The organism is Roseomonas sp. KE0001 (assembly GCF_016107285.1).
Taxonomy (GTDB): domain Bacteria; phylum Pseudomonadota; class Alphaproteobacteria; order Acetobacterales; family Acetobacteraceae; genus Pseudoroseomonas.
Map to the genome: position 1 here is coordinate 42,859 of NZ_RCVQ01000011.1, position 16,334 is coordinate 59,192.

The following is a 16,334-nucleotide window of genomic DNA, read 5'->3' on the forward strand; positions in this document are numbered from 1 at the left end:
GATCCAACCCATGAGCCAGTCTCCCCTGCCCCGCGTCAAAACCGTCGAGGAATTCCGCAGCCGCCGCTGGTTCGGTCCGGCCGACCTGCGCAGCTTCGGCCACCGCTCCCGCGCCATGCAGATGGGCTACGCGCCCGAGGAATGGACCGGCAAGCCGGTCATCGCCATCGTCAACACCTGGTCCGACCTGCAGCCCTGCCACGCGCACTTCAAGACCCGCGTCGATGACGTGAAGCGCGGCATCCTGATGGCTGGCGGCTTCCCGGTCGAGCTGCCGGCCATCTCGGTTTCCGAGAGCTTCGTCAAGCCGACCACCATGCTCTACCGCAACATGCTGGCCATGGAGACGGAGGAGCTGCTGCGCTCGCACCCCGTCGACGGCGTGGTGCTGATGGGCGGCTGCGACAAGTCGACCCCCGCCCTGCTGCTGGGCGCCACCAGCATGAACATCCCGGCGATCTTCCTGCCGGCCGGCCCGATGCTGCGCGGCAACTGGCAGGGCAAGGTGCTGGGCTCGGGCTCGGATTCCTGGAAGTACTGGGACGAGCTGCGCGCCGGCAAGATCACCGACCAGGACTGGCTGGGCGTCGAGGGCGGCATCGCCCGCAGCTATGGCACCTGCATGACCATGGGCACCGCCTCGACCATGACCGCCATCGCCGAGGCGGTGGGCATGGTGCTGCCGGGCGGCTCCTCCGTCCCCGCCGCCGATGCCGGGCATATCCGCCTGGCCAGCGAGAGCGGGCGGCGCATCGTCGAGATGGTCTGGGAGGACCTGACGCCGCAGAGGATCCAGACGCGGGAGGCCTTCGAGAACGCCATCGCCGTCGCCATGGCCATGGGCTGCTCGACCAACGCCATCATCCACCTGATCGCCATGGCGCGCCGCGCCGGCCAGGAGATCGGCCTCGACGACTTCGAGCGCTTCAGCCGCAAGGTTCCGGTCATCGGCAATGTGCGCCCCTCCGGCAATGCCTACCTGATGGAGGACTTCTTCTATGCCGGCGGCATCAGGGCGCTGATGGGCAATATCCGCGAGCACCTGCATCTCGACTGCCTGACCGTGACCGGCCGCAGCCTCGGCGAGAACATCGAGGGCGCGCGCGTCTACAACGACGATGTCATCCGCGGCACCGCCAATCCGATCTATGGCGAGGGGTCTCTGGCGGTGCTGAAGGGCAACCTCGCTCCCTCCGGCTGCGTCATCAAGCCGGCCGCGATGGACCAGAAGTTCCTGAAGCATTCCGGGCCGGCGGTGGTCTTCGACGACTATCCCTCGATGAAGAAGGCGGTGGAGGACGAGAGCTTCCCCTTCACGCCCGATACGGTGATGGTGCTGCGCAACGCCGGCCCGCAGGGCGGCCCCGGCATGCCGGAATGGGGCATGCTGCCGATGCCGAAGAAGCTGCTGAAGATGGGGCTGCGCGACATGCTGCGCCTGTCGGACGCGCGCATGTCCGGCACCAGCTATGGCGCCTGCGTGCTGCATGTCGCGCCCGAATCCTATATCGGCGGCCCGCTCGCGCTGCTCCGCACCGGCGACATCGTCGAGGTGGATGTCGATGCGCGCAGCATCAACATGCGGGTCCCGGACGAGGAACTGGCCCGCCGCCGCGCCGAATGGGTGCCGCCGCCGGAGCGCTACGGCCGCGGCTATGGCTGGATGTTCTCGAAGCATATCCGCCAGGCCGACGAGGGCTGCGACTTCGACTTCCTGAAGACCGAGTTCGGCCCGCCGGTCCCCGAGCCGGCGATCTTCTGACCGCCACGCCCCCTTTCGCCCGGAGCAACCAACGATGAGCAAACTCAAGCCCGAGACCCGCGACAAGCTGAAGCAGGTCAGCACCGCGACCCTGGCCACGGCGCTGTTCAAGCGCGGGCTGCGCAACCAGATGATCCAGGGGGTGCAGCCGCTGCGCCCGATGGCGGAGAGCATGGTGGGCGAGGCCTTCACCCTCCGCTACATGCCGGCGCGCGAGGATCTCAACAGGATCGACGTCTTCCGCGACCGCGCCCACCCGCAGCGCAAGGCGGTGGAGGAGTGCCCGCCCGGCGCCGTGATGGTGATGGACAGTCGCAAGGACCCGCGCGCCGCCTCGGCCGGCGGCATCCTGGTGACGCGGCTGATGAAGCGCGGCGTCGCCGGCGTCGTCACCGATGGCGGCTTCCGCGACAGCGCCGAGATCGCCTCGCTCGAGATGCCGGTCTTCCACACCCGCCCCTCGGCGCCGACCAATCTGACGCTGCACCAGGCGATCGACATCAACGTGCCGATCGGCTGCGGCGACGCGCCGGTCTTTCCGGGCGATGTCATCGTCGGCGACAATGACGGCGTCATCGTCATCCCCGCCGAGCTGGCCGACGAGCTTGCCCAGGAAGCGACGGAGATGACGGCCTTCGAGGACTTCGTCACCGAGCAGGTGCGTGGCGGCCGCTCCATCCTCGGCCTCTATCCGCCGACCGACGAGCAGTCGCTCACCGATTTCGCCGCCTGGAGGAAGGAGAAGGGGCGCTAGCCGCCACCTCCCCTTTCCACGTCCAAGGAGATCAAGAAGAATGCACCGTCGCACCCTGCTGCGGGCCGGCTCGCTCGCGCTGCCGGCCCTGATCCTGGGCCGCCAGGCTCGCGCCCAGGCCTGGCCGAACCGGCCCACCACCATGATCGTGCCTTTCGCCCCCGGCGGCTCCTCCGACATCATCGGCCGGGCCGTGGCGCAGCGCATGACCGAGGCGCTGGGCCAGCCGGTCGTGGTGGAGAACCGCCCGGGCGCGGCCGGAGAGGTCGGTGCGCGGCAGCTTGCCCGCGCCACGCCGGATGGCCACACGCTGCTGGCGGCGCCGATCAGCACCTTCGCCATCAACAAGGCGCTGCGGCCCAAGCTCGGCTACGATCCGGAGACGGATTTCACCAACCTGACGCTCTCCGTGACCACGCCGAACGTTCTGGTGGTCAATCCGAAGCAGGTTCAGGCCAACGACCTGAAGGCCCTGATCGCCTGGCTGAAGCGCGCGGGGGCGCAGGATTCCTACTCGACCAGCGGCGTCGGCTCGTCCGATCATCTCACCATGGAGCTGTTCAAGCAGCTCACCGGCACCCATGTCGCGCATATCCCCTACGCCGGCGGCTCGCCTGCGACGACCGACCTGATCGCCGGCAATGTCCAGCTGTCCTTCCAGAACCTGGGCTTCATCACGCCCTTCATCCAGGACAGGCAGGTCAAGCCGATCCTGGTGACCTCCGAGAAGCGGCACCCGCTGCTGCCGGACGTCCCGACCGCCGCGGAGGCCGGGCTCGAGGACTTCGTCGTCTATTCCTGGCAGGCCATGGCCGGGCCGCCGAAGATGGAACCGGCGCTGATCCAGCGCGTGCATGCCGCCATCGTCGCCGGGCTGAAGCACCCCGAGACCGTGAAGCAGATGGACCGTATCGGCTTCAGCGTCGTGGGCAACAGTCCGGAGGAGTTCCAGGCGTTCCAGCGCAAGGAGATCGCGCGCTGGACCGATGTGGTGAGGCGCGGCAACATCGAGGCCGCCTGACCCTCCGGAGGTTGAGGGTGGGCCGAGCGCCCCGCCCACCCTCCCCTCAGTCGAAGCTCAGGAAGCCCGGCATCTCGCGGATCGGCCGGGCCGCCTTCAGCTTTGCCAGATCGGGCACCGGCCGCGCGAGGGTGGCGTCGCCGCTCACCGCCGCCTCGATGGCCGCCGCCACGGCGATGACCTGCGCATCCGCCCCGCGCGCGCCGACGATCTGCAGCCCGAAGGGCATGCCGGCGCGGTCGACGCCCAGCGGCAGGCTGATCGCCGGATGCGCCGGAAGGGTCACGGCATAGGCCAGGGCCAGCCAGTGGAAGTAGCTCTTGGTCGGCTGGCCGTCGATCTCGGCCGGATAGAGCTCGCTCCACGGGCGCGGCGAGAGGGTGATGGCCGGCGAGAGGATGACATCCACGCCGGTCTCGAAGAAGGCCTGCCAGGCGCGGTAGATCTGGGTCTGCAACACCGAGGCGCGCGCCACGTCGCTGGCGCTGTAGCCCCAGCCTTCCTCGACATTGGCGCGCACGTTCGGGCCCACATCCTGCGGGCGCGCGCGCACCTTCTCCTCATGTCCGGCCAGGAAGCTCAGGGCCCGCAGGATGGCGAAGGCCTCGTCGTAACCGCCGCATTGCGGGTGCTTCTCCTCGACCCCCGCGAAGAGCGGGCCGAGCGCCTTCACGCGCTCGGCGAAGACCTCGCGGATATGCCGCTCCGTCGGCGCGAAGCCGAAATCCGGCGTGGCTGCGACGCGGATCGTCGAGAGGTCGATCGCCTCATGTAGCGCCATGCCGCGCCGCACGTCGATGTCGGGCAGCGTGTAGGCCAGCGGGTCGACGCCGTGGTCGGCCGCCATGGCGGAAAGCATCAGCGCCAGATCGCCGGTGTCGCGCGCCATCGGGCCGAGCACCGAGAGGGCCGACCAGCCCAGGGCCCGCCGCTCGGCCGGCACCACGCCGGGGCTCGGCCGGAAGCCGACGATGCCGTTGAAGGCCGCCGGATTGCGCAGGGAGCCGCCGGTGTCCGAGCCACTGGCCAGCGGCACCATGCCGCAGGCCAGCGCCACGCCCGATCCGCCCGAGGAGCCGGCCGCCGAGCGGGCCGGGTCGAAGGGATTGCCCGTCGCGCCATAGACGGCGTTGCGGGTATTGGCCCCGGCGCCGAACTCCGGCGTGTTGGTCTTGCCGAGGACGATGCCGCCGGCCTGGCGCAGATCCGCCACCATCGTGGAATCGCGCTTCGGCACGTTGTCGCGAAAGATCGGGCTGCCGAAGGTGGTGGCCAGCCCCTCGGTATCGTCGAGATCCTTGATGCCGAGCGGCAGGCCGTGCAGCAGACCGAGCGCCTCGCCCCGCATGACCGCGGCCTCCGCCGCCTTGGCCTCGCGCCGCGCGCGGTCCTCATCCATCGCCACCATGGCGTTCACGGCATGGTTCACCGCGCCGATGCGGGCGATGCAGGATTCCAGCAGTTCGACGGGGGAGAGCTTCTTCTCGCCGATCAGGCGGCGGGCGGTGACGGCGGAGAGGTCGCAGGCTTCGGTCACGCGGAACGTCCTTCGGGCAAAGCGGGTGGGGAAGCGGGGCGCGCCGGGCGCCCCGCCGGAGTTCAGTAGCCGAGCGCGCAGCCATCCTTGCGCGGGTCGGATCCGCCGATCAGCACGCCGCGCCGGTGATCGATCAGGATCGCCTGGCCGCCGCCATGCGGCTTGTTGATGAACTCGCACTGGTGACCCATGCGGTTCAGCCGGTCGATCACCGCGGCCGGGATGCCGCGCTCCACCTGCACCTTGCCCTGGTAGGGGAAGAGCCGCGGCAGGTCGAGCGCCGCCTGCACGTCGAGGCCGAACTCGAAGTGGTTGGAGAGGAAAAGCGTCTGGCCCATCGGCTGGAAATGCCCGCCCATGACGCCATAGGGCATCAGTGCGCGGCCGTTCTCCATCACCATGCCGGGGATGATGGTGTGCATCGGCCGCTTGTTCGGCGCGATGCAGTTCGGGTGGCCCTCCTGCAGGCGGAAACCGAAGCCGCGGTTCTGCAGCATGACGCCGCTCTTCTCGGCCAGGATGCCGGAGCCGAAGCTCTCGAAGAGCGAGTTGATGAAGGAGCAGGCATTGCCCTCGGCATCGACGACGCAGAGATAGACCGTGTCGCGGTGCTTCGGCAGCATCTCCGCCATGCCGGCCGGCGGCAGCTCGCGCATCGCGACATCGTCGCTGATCAGCGCGCGCAGCTTGCGGGTGTAGTCCTCGCTGGTCAGCTTCGCCACCGGCACCTCGACCTGCGAGGGATCGGCCAGGAAGCCGTCCCGGTCGCGATAGGCGAGGCGCGCCGCCTCGACGTGGCGGTGCAGGCGCTCGGTGGAGAGCGGCCCCTGCTCGGGCGTCTCGAACTGACCGAGCACGCCGAGCATCTGCAGCACCAGCAGGCCCGAACCGTTCGGCGGGCACTGATAGACGTCGAGCCCGCGCCAGCGCGTCTGAATCGGCTCCACGAACTCCGCGACGTCGAGGCCGCGGGCGAAGTCGGCCTCGGTGTGGGTGCCACCGGCGGCGCGCAGGGTCGCAACCATGTCGGCCGCGACCTCGCCCTCGTAGAACGCCTTCGCGCCCTGCTGGCCGATGGCGCGGAGGGTGCGGGCCAGCGCCAGCTGGGCGAAGATGTCACCGATGCGGAAGGGCTTGCCGTCCTTCAGGAAGTGCTGCGCGGCCGCCGGATGCTTCGCCAGCTTGCCCACCGCCGCCTCCCAGTCCGAGGCGACGCGCGCGTGCACCGGGTGGCCCTCCTCGGCGAGCTTCGCCGCCGGCTCCAGGATCTCGGCGAGCGACAGCCGGCCGTGCGCCGCGTTGAGCTTGGCCCAGGCCGAGACGGCCCCCGGCACCGTGACCGAATGGGCCGAGGTGTTGACCATGGCGGTCAGGCCGTCGGCGCGCAGCTTCTCCGGCGTGGCGCCGGCCGGGGCGCGGCCGGAGCCGTTCATGGCCACGACCTTGCCGCCGCCCGCCGGGGCATACAGGCAGAAGCAGTCGCCGCCGATGCCGGTGGACTGCGGCTCGATCACCGCCAGCACGGCGGCGGCGGCGATGGCGGCGTCCATGGCGTTGCCGCCGCGGCGGAGAATGTCGATCGCCGTCAGCGTCGCCGCGGGCATGGAGGTGGCCGCCATGCCATGGGTCGCCAGGACCGGGCTGCGGCCAGGGGCATGGAAATCGCGGGTCGGGTAGTCGCGCATTGTTCTCTTTCGCGTCGGACGTTGAGGCACAGCAGCTTACCGCGCCCCGCCGGCCACCACCACCTGCGCGCCGGCACGGCGGGGGATGGCTTGCCACTTCCCTCGCCCAGCCCGCCGCGCTATCCGGAGACCATGGCAGCCACCGCAACGATCGAAGATTTCGACCGCCTCGACATCCGTGTCGGCACGGTGGTCGACGCGCAGCTCCTGGAGGGGGCGCGCAAGCCGGCCTACCGGCTGGAGATCGATCTCGGCCCGGAGCTCGGCCTCCGCCGTTCTTCGGCCCAGATCACGGCGCATTACAAGCCCGACCAGTTGATCGGCCGGCAGGTGCTCTGCGTGGTGAACTTCCCGCCCCGCCGCATCGCCGGCTTCGAGAGCCAGGTGCTGACCCTTGGCCTGCCTGACACCGAGGGCGCCGTCGTCCTGCTCAGGCCCGATATCGCCGTGCCCAACGGCGGCAGGATGTTCTGAGCATGGCACCGCGCTACTACACCGTCACCTGGGACCAGCTGCACCGCGACGGCAAGGCGCTGGCCTGGCGGCTCATCGCCAAGGGGCCCTGGAAGGGCATCGTCGCCATCACGCGCGGCGGGCTGATCCCGGCCGCCATCGTGGCGCGCGAGCTGGACTGCCGGCTGATCGAGAGCGTCTCCATCGTCACCTACGACGAGGAGACGCGCGGCGAGCCGGTGGTGGCCAAGGCGCCCGCCGCCGCCGGGGATGGCGAGGGTTGGCTGGTGCTGGACGATCTGGTGGACACCGGCACCACCCTCAGGGTAGTGCGCGGGCTGTTGCCGAAGGCGCATTACGCCACGGTCTACGCCAAGCCGGCCGGCAATCCCCTGGTCGATACCTTCATCACCGAGGTCAGCCAGGACACCTGGATCCTCTTTCCCTGGGACACCGAGCCGCAATTCGTGGCGCCGATCGCGCGCTCGGCCCCGCCGCAGTGAGGCGACCGGGGGCCGGCGGTCCCCGGCGCGGCACCCGGAGCAGATCCTGATCAGGTGGAAGCGCCTGATCGGGTGAAGCTGCCCGCAAAAACAAATACTCTAGTAGCCGCGGTCCGGCCGCACCTGGTTCGGCCAGCCCTGGCCGGCGCGATGCGCCCGGATGTTCTCGAACAGGATGTCCAGGCTGATGTCGTTGTAGGTGTCCGGATTGTCCGAGGACATATGCGGCGTGACCAGCAGGTTGGGCGCCCGCCAGAGTCGGTGCTCCGGCGGCAGGGGCTCCGGCGTGGCCACGTCGGTCACCGCCCCACCGAGATGGCCGCCCTCCAGAAGGTCGCACAGCGCGTCCTGGTCCCACAACGCGCCACGGCCGATATTCACCAGCCGCGCGCCCGCGGGCAGCAGCGCGAGGCGGCGGCGATCCATCAGGCCGCGCGTCTCGGGCGTCAGTGGGCAGGCCAGCACGAGGTAGTCGGCGCGCGGCAGCACGCTGTCCATATCGCCCTGCGCCACGACCTCATCGCACGACTCGTGCGGCGTCGCGCGGCTGCGGACCCCGATCACGGTCATGCCGAAGCGCTTCGCCCAGCCCGCCACGGCGCCGCCCAGCGTGCCGAGGCCGACGACGCAGACGGTGCGCCCCGCCAGCAGGGTGGCGAAGCGCGGCCGCCACTCGCCCCGCTGCTGCGCCTGGGCGAAGGTCGGGATATGGTTGGCTAGCATCAGCAGGGCCATGATGCCGTATTCACCGGCCTTGGCCCCATGCGTGCCGCGGTTGTTCAGCAGCGCCGTCCGCGCCGGCAGCCAGTCCAGCGGCAGCAGCCGGTCCACCCCGGCGGAGTTGCAGAAGATCGCCTTCAGCCCGGGCGCGCGCTCCGGCGGCAGCTTGCCCTTCAGGCGCCGGTCCACCTCGGAAACCCAGGTGAGAAGGATGTCCGCCTCGCCCAGGCCGGCGGCGAAGCCGGCATCGTCATCGGCGAAGCTGACGGTCAGGCCGGTCATGTCCGGATGGCGGGTCAGCGCCTGGCGCCACTGCGCCTCCGTGATCGGGAACAGGGTTTCGCCGGCGGGATTCTGGACGTGGATGCGCATGGCGCGAAGCCTCGCATGGCGGGCGGCCACGTCAAGGCCGTTGCACAGGCGGAAGGCCTCCGGCGCGCCTGCCCTTGACGGTCCTTCCCGCGGCGGCTTTGATGCGGCCATGACCCCGGCCGCGCCCGCGCTGCGATCCTATTACCGGCTCTCCGCATAGAGAGCGGCCCGGTCGTCCCTGCCTTGAACGAGACACCCTGCCGCCCACCGGGCGGCAGTGTCATTTCGGACCCCTGGCTTTCCGGTGGCGGCGCCAGCCCGCCGAGGATGCCAATGTCCCGCCTTCCCCGCCTCCGCTTCGGCCTGATCGGCCTCGGTGCCTTCGGCGCCTTCTGCCGGCCGCATCTGGAACGTCTCGGCCCCGTCGCCGGGCATGATCCCGCCTGGCCCGGCTCGGCCTCCCTGGCCGAGGCCGCGAGCCGGGATATCGTGGTGCTGGCTGTTCCCGTCGCCCGGCTGGCCGAGGCGGCCCGTGCCATCGCGCCGCATCTGCGGCCGGGCGCCGTGGTGGTCGAACTCTGCTCGCTGAAGACGCGCCCCCTGGCGACGCTGCGCGCCCTGCTGCCGCGCCATGTCCGCGTCCTGGGGCTGCACCCCCTCTTCGGGCCGCAAAGCGCGCGGGACGGGATCGTCGGGCTGCGCGTGGTGGTCGATCCCTCCGGCGGCGCCGCCGCCCGCCTAACCGCGCGGCTGCTGCACCGCCTCGGCCTCGCCGTGGTCTGGATGACGGCCGAGGAGCATGACCGGCAGATGGCCTGGGTGCAGGGGCTGACCCATCTGCTGGCCCGGCTGGTACAGGGGCTGGACATGCCCGAACTGCCACACCGGACCCGCAGCTTCGATCGGTTGATGGACGCGCTCGGCATGGTCTCGCAGGACAGCGAGGCGCTGTTCCGCACCATCACCGAGGAGAACCCCTTCATGCCCGAGGTGAAGGCGCGGCTGCTGGCCGGGGCCGAGGCGCTGCTGCGCGCGCCCGCGGGCCAGGGCGAGGACACCCTGGCCGCGTGAGGCCTCAGCCTCCCGAGTTCCGCTGCCGCTCCCCATGGCGGTGCAGCAGGAACTCGCGCCCCAGCTTGACCCGCGCCACGCCGTCATAGGCGACGATATCGGCGGTGGCGTAGGTCTCGCTCCAGGTATCGGGGATGAAGCTGCCGGTGCCGACCACGTCGATCGGCGCCCGGGCCTGCTGCATCACCCGGCACTTGCCGACGCCGAAGCCGGAGGAGGCGACGATCCGCACGCGGGGGAAGCCCGCCTCGTCCAAGGCCTCGCGCATGCGCCAGATCGCCGCCGCTGAGACGCCGGTGCCGACCAGGTGGCGCAGCTCGGTCTCCGAGCGGTAGCGGCGGATGGCGCCGGGCGCGTGCCGCTCCAGCACCGCGTAGGAGGCCGCCGGGTCCAGCCCTTCGAGGAAGCGGCCGCCATGGGTGTCGATCCGCACCGAGAGCCGCCCCTCCGCCGCCAGATCCGGAAAGCGCTGGCAGAGCGCCAGCGTGTCGGTCACCTCGCGGCCGAAATAGTCGACCAGCACGGTGAGCGGCTCGTCGGGGAAGGTCTCGTGGAACATCTCGGCGGCGCGCACGGTGCTGCGGGCATAGCCGATCAGGGCATGCGGCATGGTGCCATAGCCCCGCCCCTGACCGAACCAGTGCGCCGTGGCGTCATTGGCATTGCCGATGAAGCCCTTGGCCCCCTCCCGCTGCGCCGCGCGGCTGCCGACCGAGGCGGCATAGGCCATCATCTCCTGCATCTCGGCCCCGGCGCAGTGCCGGGCCTCCATGGCCAGGAAGGCGGCGCCGGGCAGTTCCAGGCACATCTGATAGGCGTTGTGCGCCGCGACGCAGGGCGGGCCGAGCTTCTGCAGGTAGAGCGTCTCGAGGTCACCCAGCTGCACCAGGGAGCCGGTCAGGTAGAGGATCGGATCACCCGCGCCGATCCACTCCCCTTCCTTGTGCATCAGCTCGATGCCGATCTCGATGCCGCGCGCCGCCGCCACGCGCTCCAGCCATTCGACCATCAGCCGTGGCGCCGAGACCACCGGCCGGCGCATGAAGACGGCATAAGTGACGCGGGCATCGCCGAAGCGGGCGACGATGGCCTTGGTACGGTTGAAATAGGCGTCGGTGAGGCCGGCGATGGCCTCATCCGACGTCATCGAGCCGTGCAACGGCCCGGCCCCGGGGGGCTTGGTCATGAGGCCTCGCTCACTGCGCCGCGATGGAGGGGAAGGCCACCCCCTCCGGCCGCCGCGCCTTCAGCTCCTCGGCGACCAGGAAGGCCAGCTCCAGCGCCTGCTCGGCATTGAGGCGGGGATCGCAGAAGGTGGCGTAGTTGGCGGAGAGGTCGGCCTCGGTCAGCCGGTGCGCGCCACCGACGCATTCGGTGACCTCGCTGCCGGTCATCTCGACATGCACGCCGCCGGCCCAGGTGCCCTCGGCCTGGTGCGCGTCGAAGAAGCCGCGCAGCTCCGCCAGGATGGCGTCGAAGGAGCGGGTCTTGTAGCCGCCGGCGGTGTGGGTGTTGCCGTGCATCGGGTCGCAGATCCAGACCACCTCGCGCCCGGCCCGCTTCACCGCGCGCAGCAGCGGCGGCAGCTTCTCCATCACCTTCTGCGCCCCCATGCGGCTGATCAGCGTCAGCCGGCCGGGGCGGTTCTCGGGGTTCAGGATCTCGGTCAGGCGCACCAGCTCCGCCGCGTCGGTGGTCGGGCCCACCTTCAGGCCGAGCGGGTTGCGCACGCCGCGCAGGAACTCGACATGCGCGCCGTCCGGCTGCCGCGTGCGGTCGCCGATCCAGAGGAAGTGGGCGGAGCAGGCATACCAGTCGCCACTGGTGGAATCGACCCGGGTCAGCGCCTGCTCATAGGGCAGCAGCAGCGCCTCATGGCTGGTGTAGAACTCCGTCTCGCGCACCTGCGGCGCGTTCGACATGCCGCAGGCGCCCATGAAGCGCAGCGTCTCGTCGATGCGGGCGGCGAGGTCCTGGTAGCGCTCGGCCAGCGGCGAGCGGGCGACGAAGCCGAGGTTCCAGCGGTGCACCTCGTGCAGGTCGGCGTAGCCGCCCGTCGCGAAGGCACGCAGCAGGTTCAGCGTGCCGGCCGACTGCATATAGGCGAATTCCATCCGCCCCGGATCGGGCACCCGCGCCTCGGCGGTGAATTCCGGCCCGTTGATGATGTCGCCGCGATAGGAGGGCAGCGTCACGCCATCGACCGTCTCGGTGTCCGAGGAGCGCGGCTTGGCGAACTGGCCGGCCATGCGCCCGAGCTTCACCACCGGCAGCGAGCCGCCGAAGGTCAGCACCACGGCCATCTGCAGCAGCACGCGGAAGGTGTCGCGGATGGTGTTGGCGCGGAAATCGTTGAAGCTCTCGGCGCAATCGCCGCCCTGGAGCACGAAGGCCCGCCCCTGCCCGGCCAGGGCCAGGGACTGCTGCAGCCTGCGGGCCTCACCGGCAAAAACCAGGGGGGGAAAGCTCGCCAGACGGGATTCCATGGCATTCAACCTGGCCTGGTCCGGATAGTCCGGGACCTGCCGGATCGGCATCTCCCGCCAGCTTCCGGGCTGCCACCCGCGCACCGTCATGACACTGAGCGTCCTCACTAGAGTTTCTGGCCGGCCAGAATAGACCGAGCCTGCCCCGCCGGGCTACGCCCCATCCGCAACCCAGCGTCCTGCCGGCTATTATGAACCGCGGTTCATTCAACAGGAAGGCAACTCCCATGCATCTGAGCCGACGCGCCTCCATGCTGGCATTGACGGGGCTGTGCCTGGCCTCGTCCCGCCCCGCGCGGTCCCAGCCCATGCCGCCCACCGCCCTGACGGGCGCGCGGCCTTTCGATGGCGAGCGCCTGGGGGAGCCGGCGACCGTCCTCATCCAGGACGGGCTGATCCGCGCCATCGGCCGCGAGGCGCCTCCCGAGGGCTCGCGGCGCGTCGACCTCACAGGGCATTGCCTGCTCCCCGGCATGACGGCGGATCACATCCACATCGGCCACACGGCCGGCGGGGCCTCGGGCCGGCGCTTCTACACGCGGGAGAACGTGCAGGCCCAGCTGGAGCTGTACCGCAATTTCGGCGTCACCAACGTGGCCGCCCTCGGGCTCAACCCGCCGCCCTTCCATGCGCTGCGGCAGGACAGCCGGGAGGGACGCCTGCCGGGCGCCCGCTTCCTGGGCGCCGGGCCCGGCATCGGTGTCCCCGACGGTGCCCCGCCTTCCGGGCCGATGCAGCTGTCGGAGGACCAGGTGGCGCGGCCGGACAGCGTGGAGGCGATGCGCCGCGCCGTCGATGCCATGGCGGAGCAGGGTGTGGATCTCATCAAGATCTGGGTGGACGGTCTGGGCGGCACCCTGCCGCAGATGCCGCCCGAGATGGTGCGCGCCGCCGTCACCGCCGCCCATGCGCGCGGGCTCAAGGTGGTGGCGCATATCCACGACCTGTCGCAGGCGCGGCTGGCGGTCGAGAACGGCGTCGATATCCTGGGCCACGGCATCCGCGACCGCGAGGCCGACCCGCCGCTGATCGAGGCGATGCGCCGTCAGGGCACATGGTACATTCCGACCATCCAGATCGACGAGGCCGAATACATCTACGCCGATCGGCCGGAGCTGCTGGAGGATCCCTTCTTCCGCGCCGCCGCCAATCCCGCTCTGATGGCCCGCCTGCAGGACCCCGACTGGCGGCGGAGCCAGCTGGAGAAGGCCGGCCCGCGCCGGGCCGCGGTGCGGATGAACCAGCGCAACCTGAAGCTTCTGCACGAGGCCGGCGTCCGCATCGGCTACGGCACCGATTCCGGCGCGACGCCGCTGCGGGTCCAGGGCTTCGCCGAGCACCGCGAACTCGAACTGATGGTCGAGGCAGGCCTGACGCCGGCCCAGGCTCTGCGCATCGCCACCCAGGAGGCGGCGGCCCTGCTCGGGCTGGAGGATCGCGGCGCCCTGCGGCCCGGCCTGCGGGCGGATCTGGTGGTGCTGGCCGCCGACCCGACGCGGGACATCCGCGCGACGCGCCGCATCCGCGCGGTGTGGCAGGGCGGGCAGGAAGTGGCGGGCCCCCTTGCCTGAGGACGCGGCGGGCCCGGAGCCGGTGGCTCAGCGCCCGCGCGTCACCACCCGCCCCGGCTTCTCCCCTGTCTCCCGGCCCCTGGCGAAGGTCGCCACGCCATTGGTCCAGACCTCCTCGATGCCGACGCTCATCTGCACCGGATTCTCGAAGGTGGCATTGTCCATCACCGTCGCCGGGTCGAAGAGCACCAGGTCGGCATAGGCGCCCTCGCGCAGTTCGCCGCGGTCCACCATGCCGAAGACCTGCGCCGCCCGACCGGTCATCTTGTGGATCGCCGTCTCCATGTCGAACAGGCCGAGCTGGCGGGTGTAGAGGCCGAGCACGCGGGGGAAGGTGCCCCAGAGGCGCGGATGCGGCTTCTCGTCATGCGGCAGCCCGTCCGAGCCGATCATCGAGAGCGGATGGCGCATGATGCGGCGCACATCCTCCTCGTCCATCTGGAAGGTGACGGCGCCGGCGGGCGTCAGCCGCTCGGCGGCGGCGCGCAGATCGGTGTTCCAGCCCCGCGCGATCTCCGAGAGGTCGCGCCCCGCCATCTCCGGATAGGGCACCGACCAGGTGATGATGACACGGGTTTCGTCGCGCACCTTCTCCGGCATCAGCACGGTGGAGCCGGCGGGATAGGGATAGACGTCGAAGGCCACCTCCTGCATCGCCGCAGCCGCGCCGATCAGCGCCAGCGTCTGGGTGCTGCGGCCGTAATTCTCCGGCATCGAGCACTTGTGGTGGCTGATATGCACCGGTACGCCGATCCGGCGGCCGATCTTCAGCGTCTCCTCGATCGAGGCGCAGACCTTGTCGGCCTCGTCGCGCATGTGCGTGACGTACATGCCACCCGAGGCGCGCAGCGCCTCGCCGACCGCGATCACCTCCTCGGTCGTGGCCTGGGCGTTCGGCGGGTAGTAGAGGCCGGTCGAGAAGCCGGAGCCGCCCTCGGCCAGCGCCTGCTTCAGCCGCGTCTGCATGCGCAGGATCTCGGCATCCTTGGCCGGGCGGTAGACATCGCCGCCCATCGCCTCCATGCGCAGCGTCTGATGGCCGATCAGGGCATAGGTGTTCACCTCGCAGCCCTGGCTCTTCAGGGTCCGGGCATAGTCGCCGAAGCTGTCGAAGGTCCACCAGCTCTCGTCGCCCAGCAGGTCGAGCGGCGGCGGCGGGCGCCGGCTCATGCGCGCCGGCGAGAGGCTGATGCCGCAATTGCCGACGACGACGGTGGTCACCCCCTGGCTGACCTTGCAGAGCATGCATTGCGGCCCGCAGAGCACGGCGCGGTCGTCATGCGTGTGCGCATCGATGAAGCCGGGCGCAATGGCCTTGCCGGTGGCGATCACCTCGCGATCGGCGCTGGCGCCGCCGAGGTCGCCGACGCCCACGATGCGGTCCCCGCTGACGCCGACATCGCCGAGCCGTCGCGGGCCGCCCGTGCCATCGAAGATCGTCGCGTCGCGGATGATGAGGTCGCAGCGGAGCGCCATGCGGGCAATCCTTCACCGGTGCAGGGGAGAGGACAGGGATCATGCCCCGTCCCGGCCCTCCGATCCAGCCGCCGCCGGCGGATTTGCCACGCCCCGGCCTTGCGCCCGGCCCGCGCCAGCCTCAAGACCCTGCCAGGAGGAGGCTGCGCCATGGCGGAGGACCGGCTGTTCGTGCAATCGCTGCAGAAGGGGCTGGCCTTGCTGGAGGCCTTCGGGCGCCAGCCGGGGGAACTCAGCCTGAACGAGCTGGCGCATCTCTCCGGCATCGACCGCAGCTCGGCGCAGCGCATGGCGCACACCCTGCTCAAGCTCGGCTACCTGGAGCGCGGTGCCAATGGCCGCGGCTACACGCCCGGCCGCCGGATCCTGGACCGTGGCTTCGATTTCCTGCGCAGCCGCCCGCTGATCGAGCGCGCCAGCCCGGTGATCAACGAGTTGCAGCGCAACACCGGCGAACGGGTGGATCTGAGCCTGTTCGATGACGACACCATCGTCTATGCGCTGCGGCGGCAGAGCAAGCGCGAGACCTTCTATGCCACGCTGGTCGGCCGTCGCCTGCCGAGTTTCAGCACCACCGGGGGCCGTGCCTGCCTGGCGCAGCTGCCGCGCGACGCGGTGGCATCCTTGTTGCAGCGCACCACGTTGCGCCCGCATACGCCCAAGACCATCCTCGACCCCGATATCATCATGGCGCGCATAGACCAGGCCCGGCGCGAGGGCTTCGCCATCGTGCTGGAGGAGATGCTCATCGGCGAGATCGTCGTCGGCGCCGCGATCGTCGACCATGCCGGCCGCCCGGTGGGCGCCATACACCTCGCCGGCTCGCTCGCGGAATGGCCGGCGGCGCGCTTCGTTCCCCGCTTCGCGCCGCTGGCGGTCGAGGCCGCCCGCGCGCTGAGCGGCCTGCGCTGACATCGCGATGCGATACCACCCCGGCCGATCTGTGCCGGCGTGGATTGCGCGCGGCGCCCACGGCTTCTAGC

At 70.6% G+C, this 16,334-nt stretch carries 14 protein-coding genes; 8 read left to right on the forward strand and 6 right to left on the reverse strand.

Annotated elements, in window-relative coordinates:
* Window positions 1-10: 10 nt before the first annotated feature.
* Genes araD through D9598_RS18205 form a run of 3 tightly spaced genes read left to right on the forward strand, consistent with a single transcriptional unit; the run spans window position 11 to window position 3,537 of the window.
* On the forward strand, window positions 11-1,762 hold the full coding sequence (gene araD, locus D9598_RS18195) for an L-arabinonate dehydratase (RefSeq protein WP_198367981.1): 1,752 nt from the start codon (window positions 11-13) through the stop codon (window positions 1,760-1,762).
* 34 nt (window positions 1,763-1,796) lie between these two features.
* On the forward strand, window positions 1,797-2,516 hold the full coding sequence (locus tag D9598_RS18200; RefSeq protein WP_198367982.1) for a ribonuclease activity regulator RraA: 720 nt from the start codon (window positions 1,797-1,799) through the stop codon (window positions 2,514-2,516).
* A 40-nt stretch (window positions 2,517-2,556) separates the two neighbouring features.
* On the forward strand, window positions 2,557-3,537 hold the full coding sequence (locus D9598_RS18205; protein WP_198367983.1) for a tripartite tricarboxylate transporter substrate binding protein: 981 nt from the start codon (window positions 2,557-2,559) through the stop codon (window positions 3,535-3,537).
* A gap of 46 nt (window positions 3,538-3,583) precedes the next feature.
* Here D9598_RS18205 and D9598_RS18210 read toward each other — a convergent pair whose 3' ends face one another.
* Both D9598_RS18210 and ggt read right to left on the reverse strand, forming a co-directional pair.
* Window positions 3,584-5,074, reverse strand: coding sequence for an amidase family protein (locus D9598_RS18210; protein WP_198367984.1), 1,491 nt, complete (start codon window positions 5,072-5,074; stop codon window positions 3,584-3,586).
* A 62-nt stretch (window positions 5,075-5,136) separates the two neighbouring features.
* Window positions 5,137-6,759 carry a gamma-glutamyltransferase gene (ggt, locus tag D9598_RS18215; protein WP_232477421.1) on the reverse strand — a complete coding sequence of 541 codons (1,623 nt, stop codon included), beginning with the start codon at window positions 6,757-6,759 and terminating at the stop codon, window positions 5,137-5,139.
* 132 nt (window positions 6,760-6,891) lie between these two features.
* Here ggt and D9598_RS18220 point away from each other — a divergent pair, with 132 nt between their 5' ends.
* Window positions 6,892-7,233 carry a tRNA-binding protein gene (locus D9598_RS18220; RefSeq protein WP_198367985.1) on the forward strand — a complete coding sequence of 114 codons (342 nt, stop codon included), beginning with the start codon at window positions 6,892-6,894 and terminating at the stop codon, window positions 7,231-7,233.
* A 2-nt stretch (window positions 7,234-7,235) separates the two neighbouring features.
* Window positions 7,236-7,715, forward strand: a complete 480-nt coding sequence (gpt, locus tag D9598_RS18225; protein ID WP_198367986.1) for a xanthine phosphoribosyltransferase — start codon at window positions 7,236-7,238, stop codon at window positions 7,713-7,715.
* 99 nt (window positions 7,716-7,814) lie between these two features.
* Here gpt and D9598_RS18230 read toward each other — a convergent pair whose 3' ends face one another.
* Window positions 7,815-8,807: a D-2-hydroxyacid dehydrogenase gene (locus tag D9598_RS18230; RefSeq protein WP_198367987.1), complete on the reverse strand. Its 993-nt coding sequence runs from the start codon at window positions 8,805-8,807 to the stop codon at window positions 7,815-7,817.
* A 273-nt stretch (window positions 8,808-9,080) separates the two neighbouring features.
* Between D9598_RS18230 and D9598_RS18235 the strand changes: the two genes are divergently transcribed.
* Entirely contained in the window at window positions 9,081-9,818 is a 738-nt protein-coding gene (locus D9598_RS18235) for a prephenate dehydrogenase/arogenate dehydrogenase family protein (RefSeq protein ID WP_232477422.1), read from the forward strand.
* A gap of 4 nt (window positions 9,819-9,822) precedes the next feature.
* Here D9598_RS18235 and D9598_RS18240 read toward each other — a convergent pair whose 3' ends face one another.
* Together D9598_RS18240 and D9598_RS18245 are read right to left on the reverse strand one after the other, a co-directional pair.
* The gene (locus D9598_RS18240; RefSeq protein ID WP_370592079.1) at window positions 9,823-11,004 is read right to left on the reverse strand and encodes a nicotinate phosphoribosyltransferase; all 1,182 of its coding nucleotides are present in this window, start codon (window positions 11,002-11,004) and stop codon (window positions 9,823-9,825) included.
* A gap of 10 nt (window positions 11,005-11,014) precedes the next feature.
* A complete protein-coding gene (locus tag D9598_RS18245; RefSeq protein WP_198367989.1) occupies window positions 11,015-12,394 on the reverse strand; it encodes a class II 3-deoxy-7-phosphoheptulonate synthase in 1,380 nt (459 codons plus the stop codon).
* A 137-nt stretch (window positions 12,395-12,531) separates the two neighbouring features.
* Between D9598_RS18245 and D9598_RS18250 the strand changes: the two genes are divergently transcribed.
* Entirely contained in the window at window positions 12,532-13,875 is a 1,344-nt protein-coding gene (locus D9598_RS18250) for an amidohydrolase family protein (protein ID WP_198367990.1), read from the forward strand.
* A gap of 27 nt (window positions 13,876-13,902) precedes the next feature.
* Here D9598_RS18250 and D9598_RS18255 read toward each other — a convergent pair whose 3' ends face one another.
* A complete protein-coding gene (locus tag D9598_RS18255) occupies window positions 13,903-15,351 on the reverse strand; it encodes an amidohydrolase family protein (protein WP_198367991.1) in 1,449 nt (482 codons plus the stop codon).
* Between the two features lie 150 nt (window positions 15,352-15,501).
* On the opposite strand from D9598_RS18255, the gene D9598_RS18260 reads away from it, so the two are divergent.
* Entirely contained in the window at window positions 15,502-16,263 is a 762-nt protein-coding gene (locus D9598_RS18260; RefSeq protein WP_198367992.1) for an IclR family transcriptional regulator, read from the forward strand.
* The last annotated feature ends 71 nt before the right edge of the window (window positions 16,264-16,334 follow it).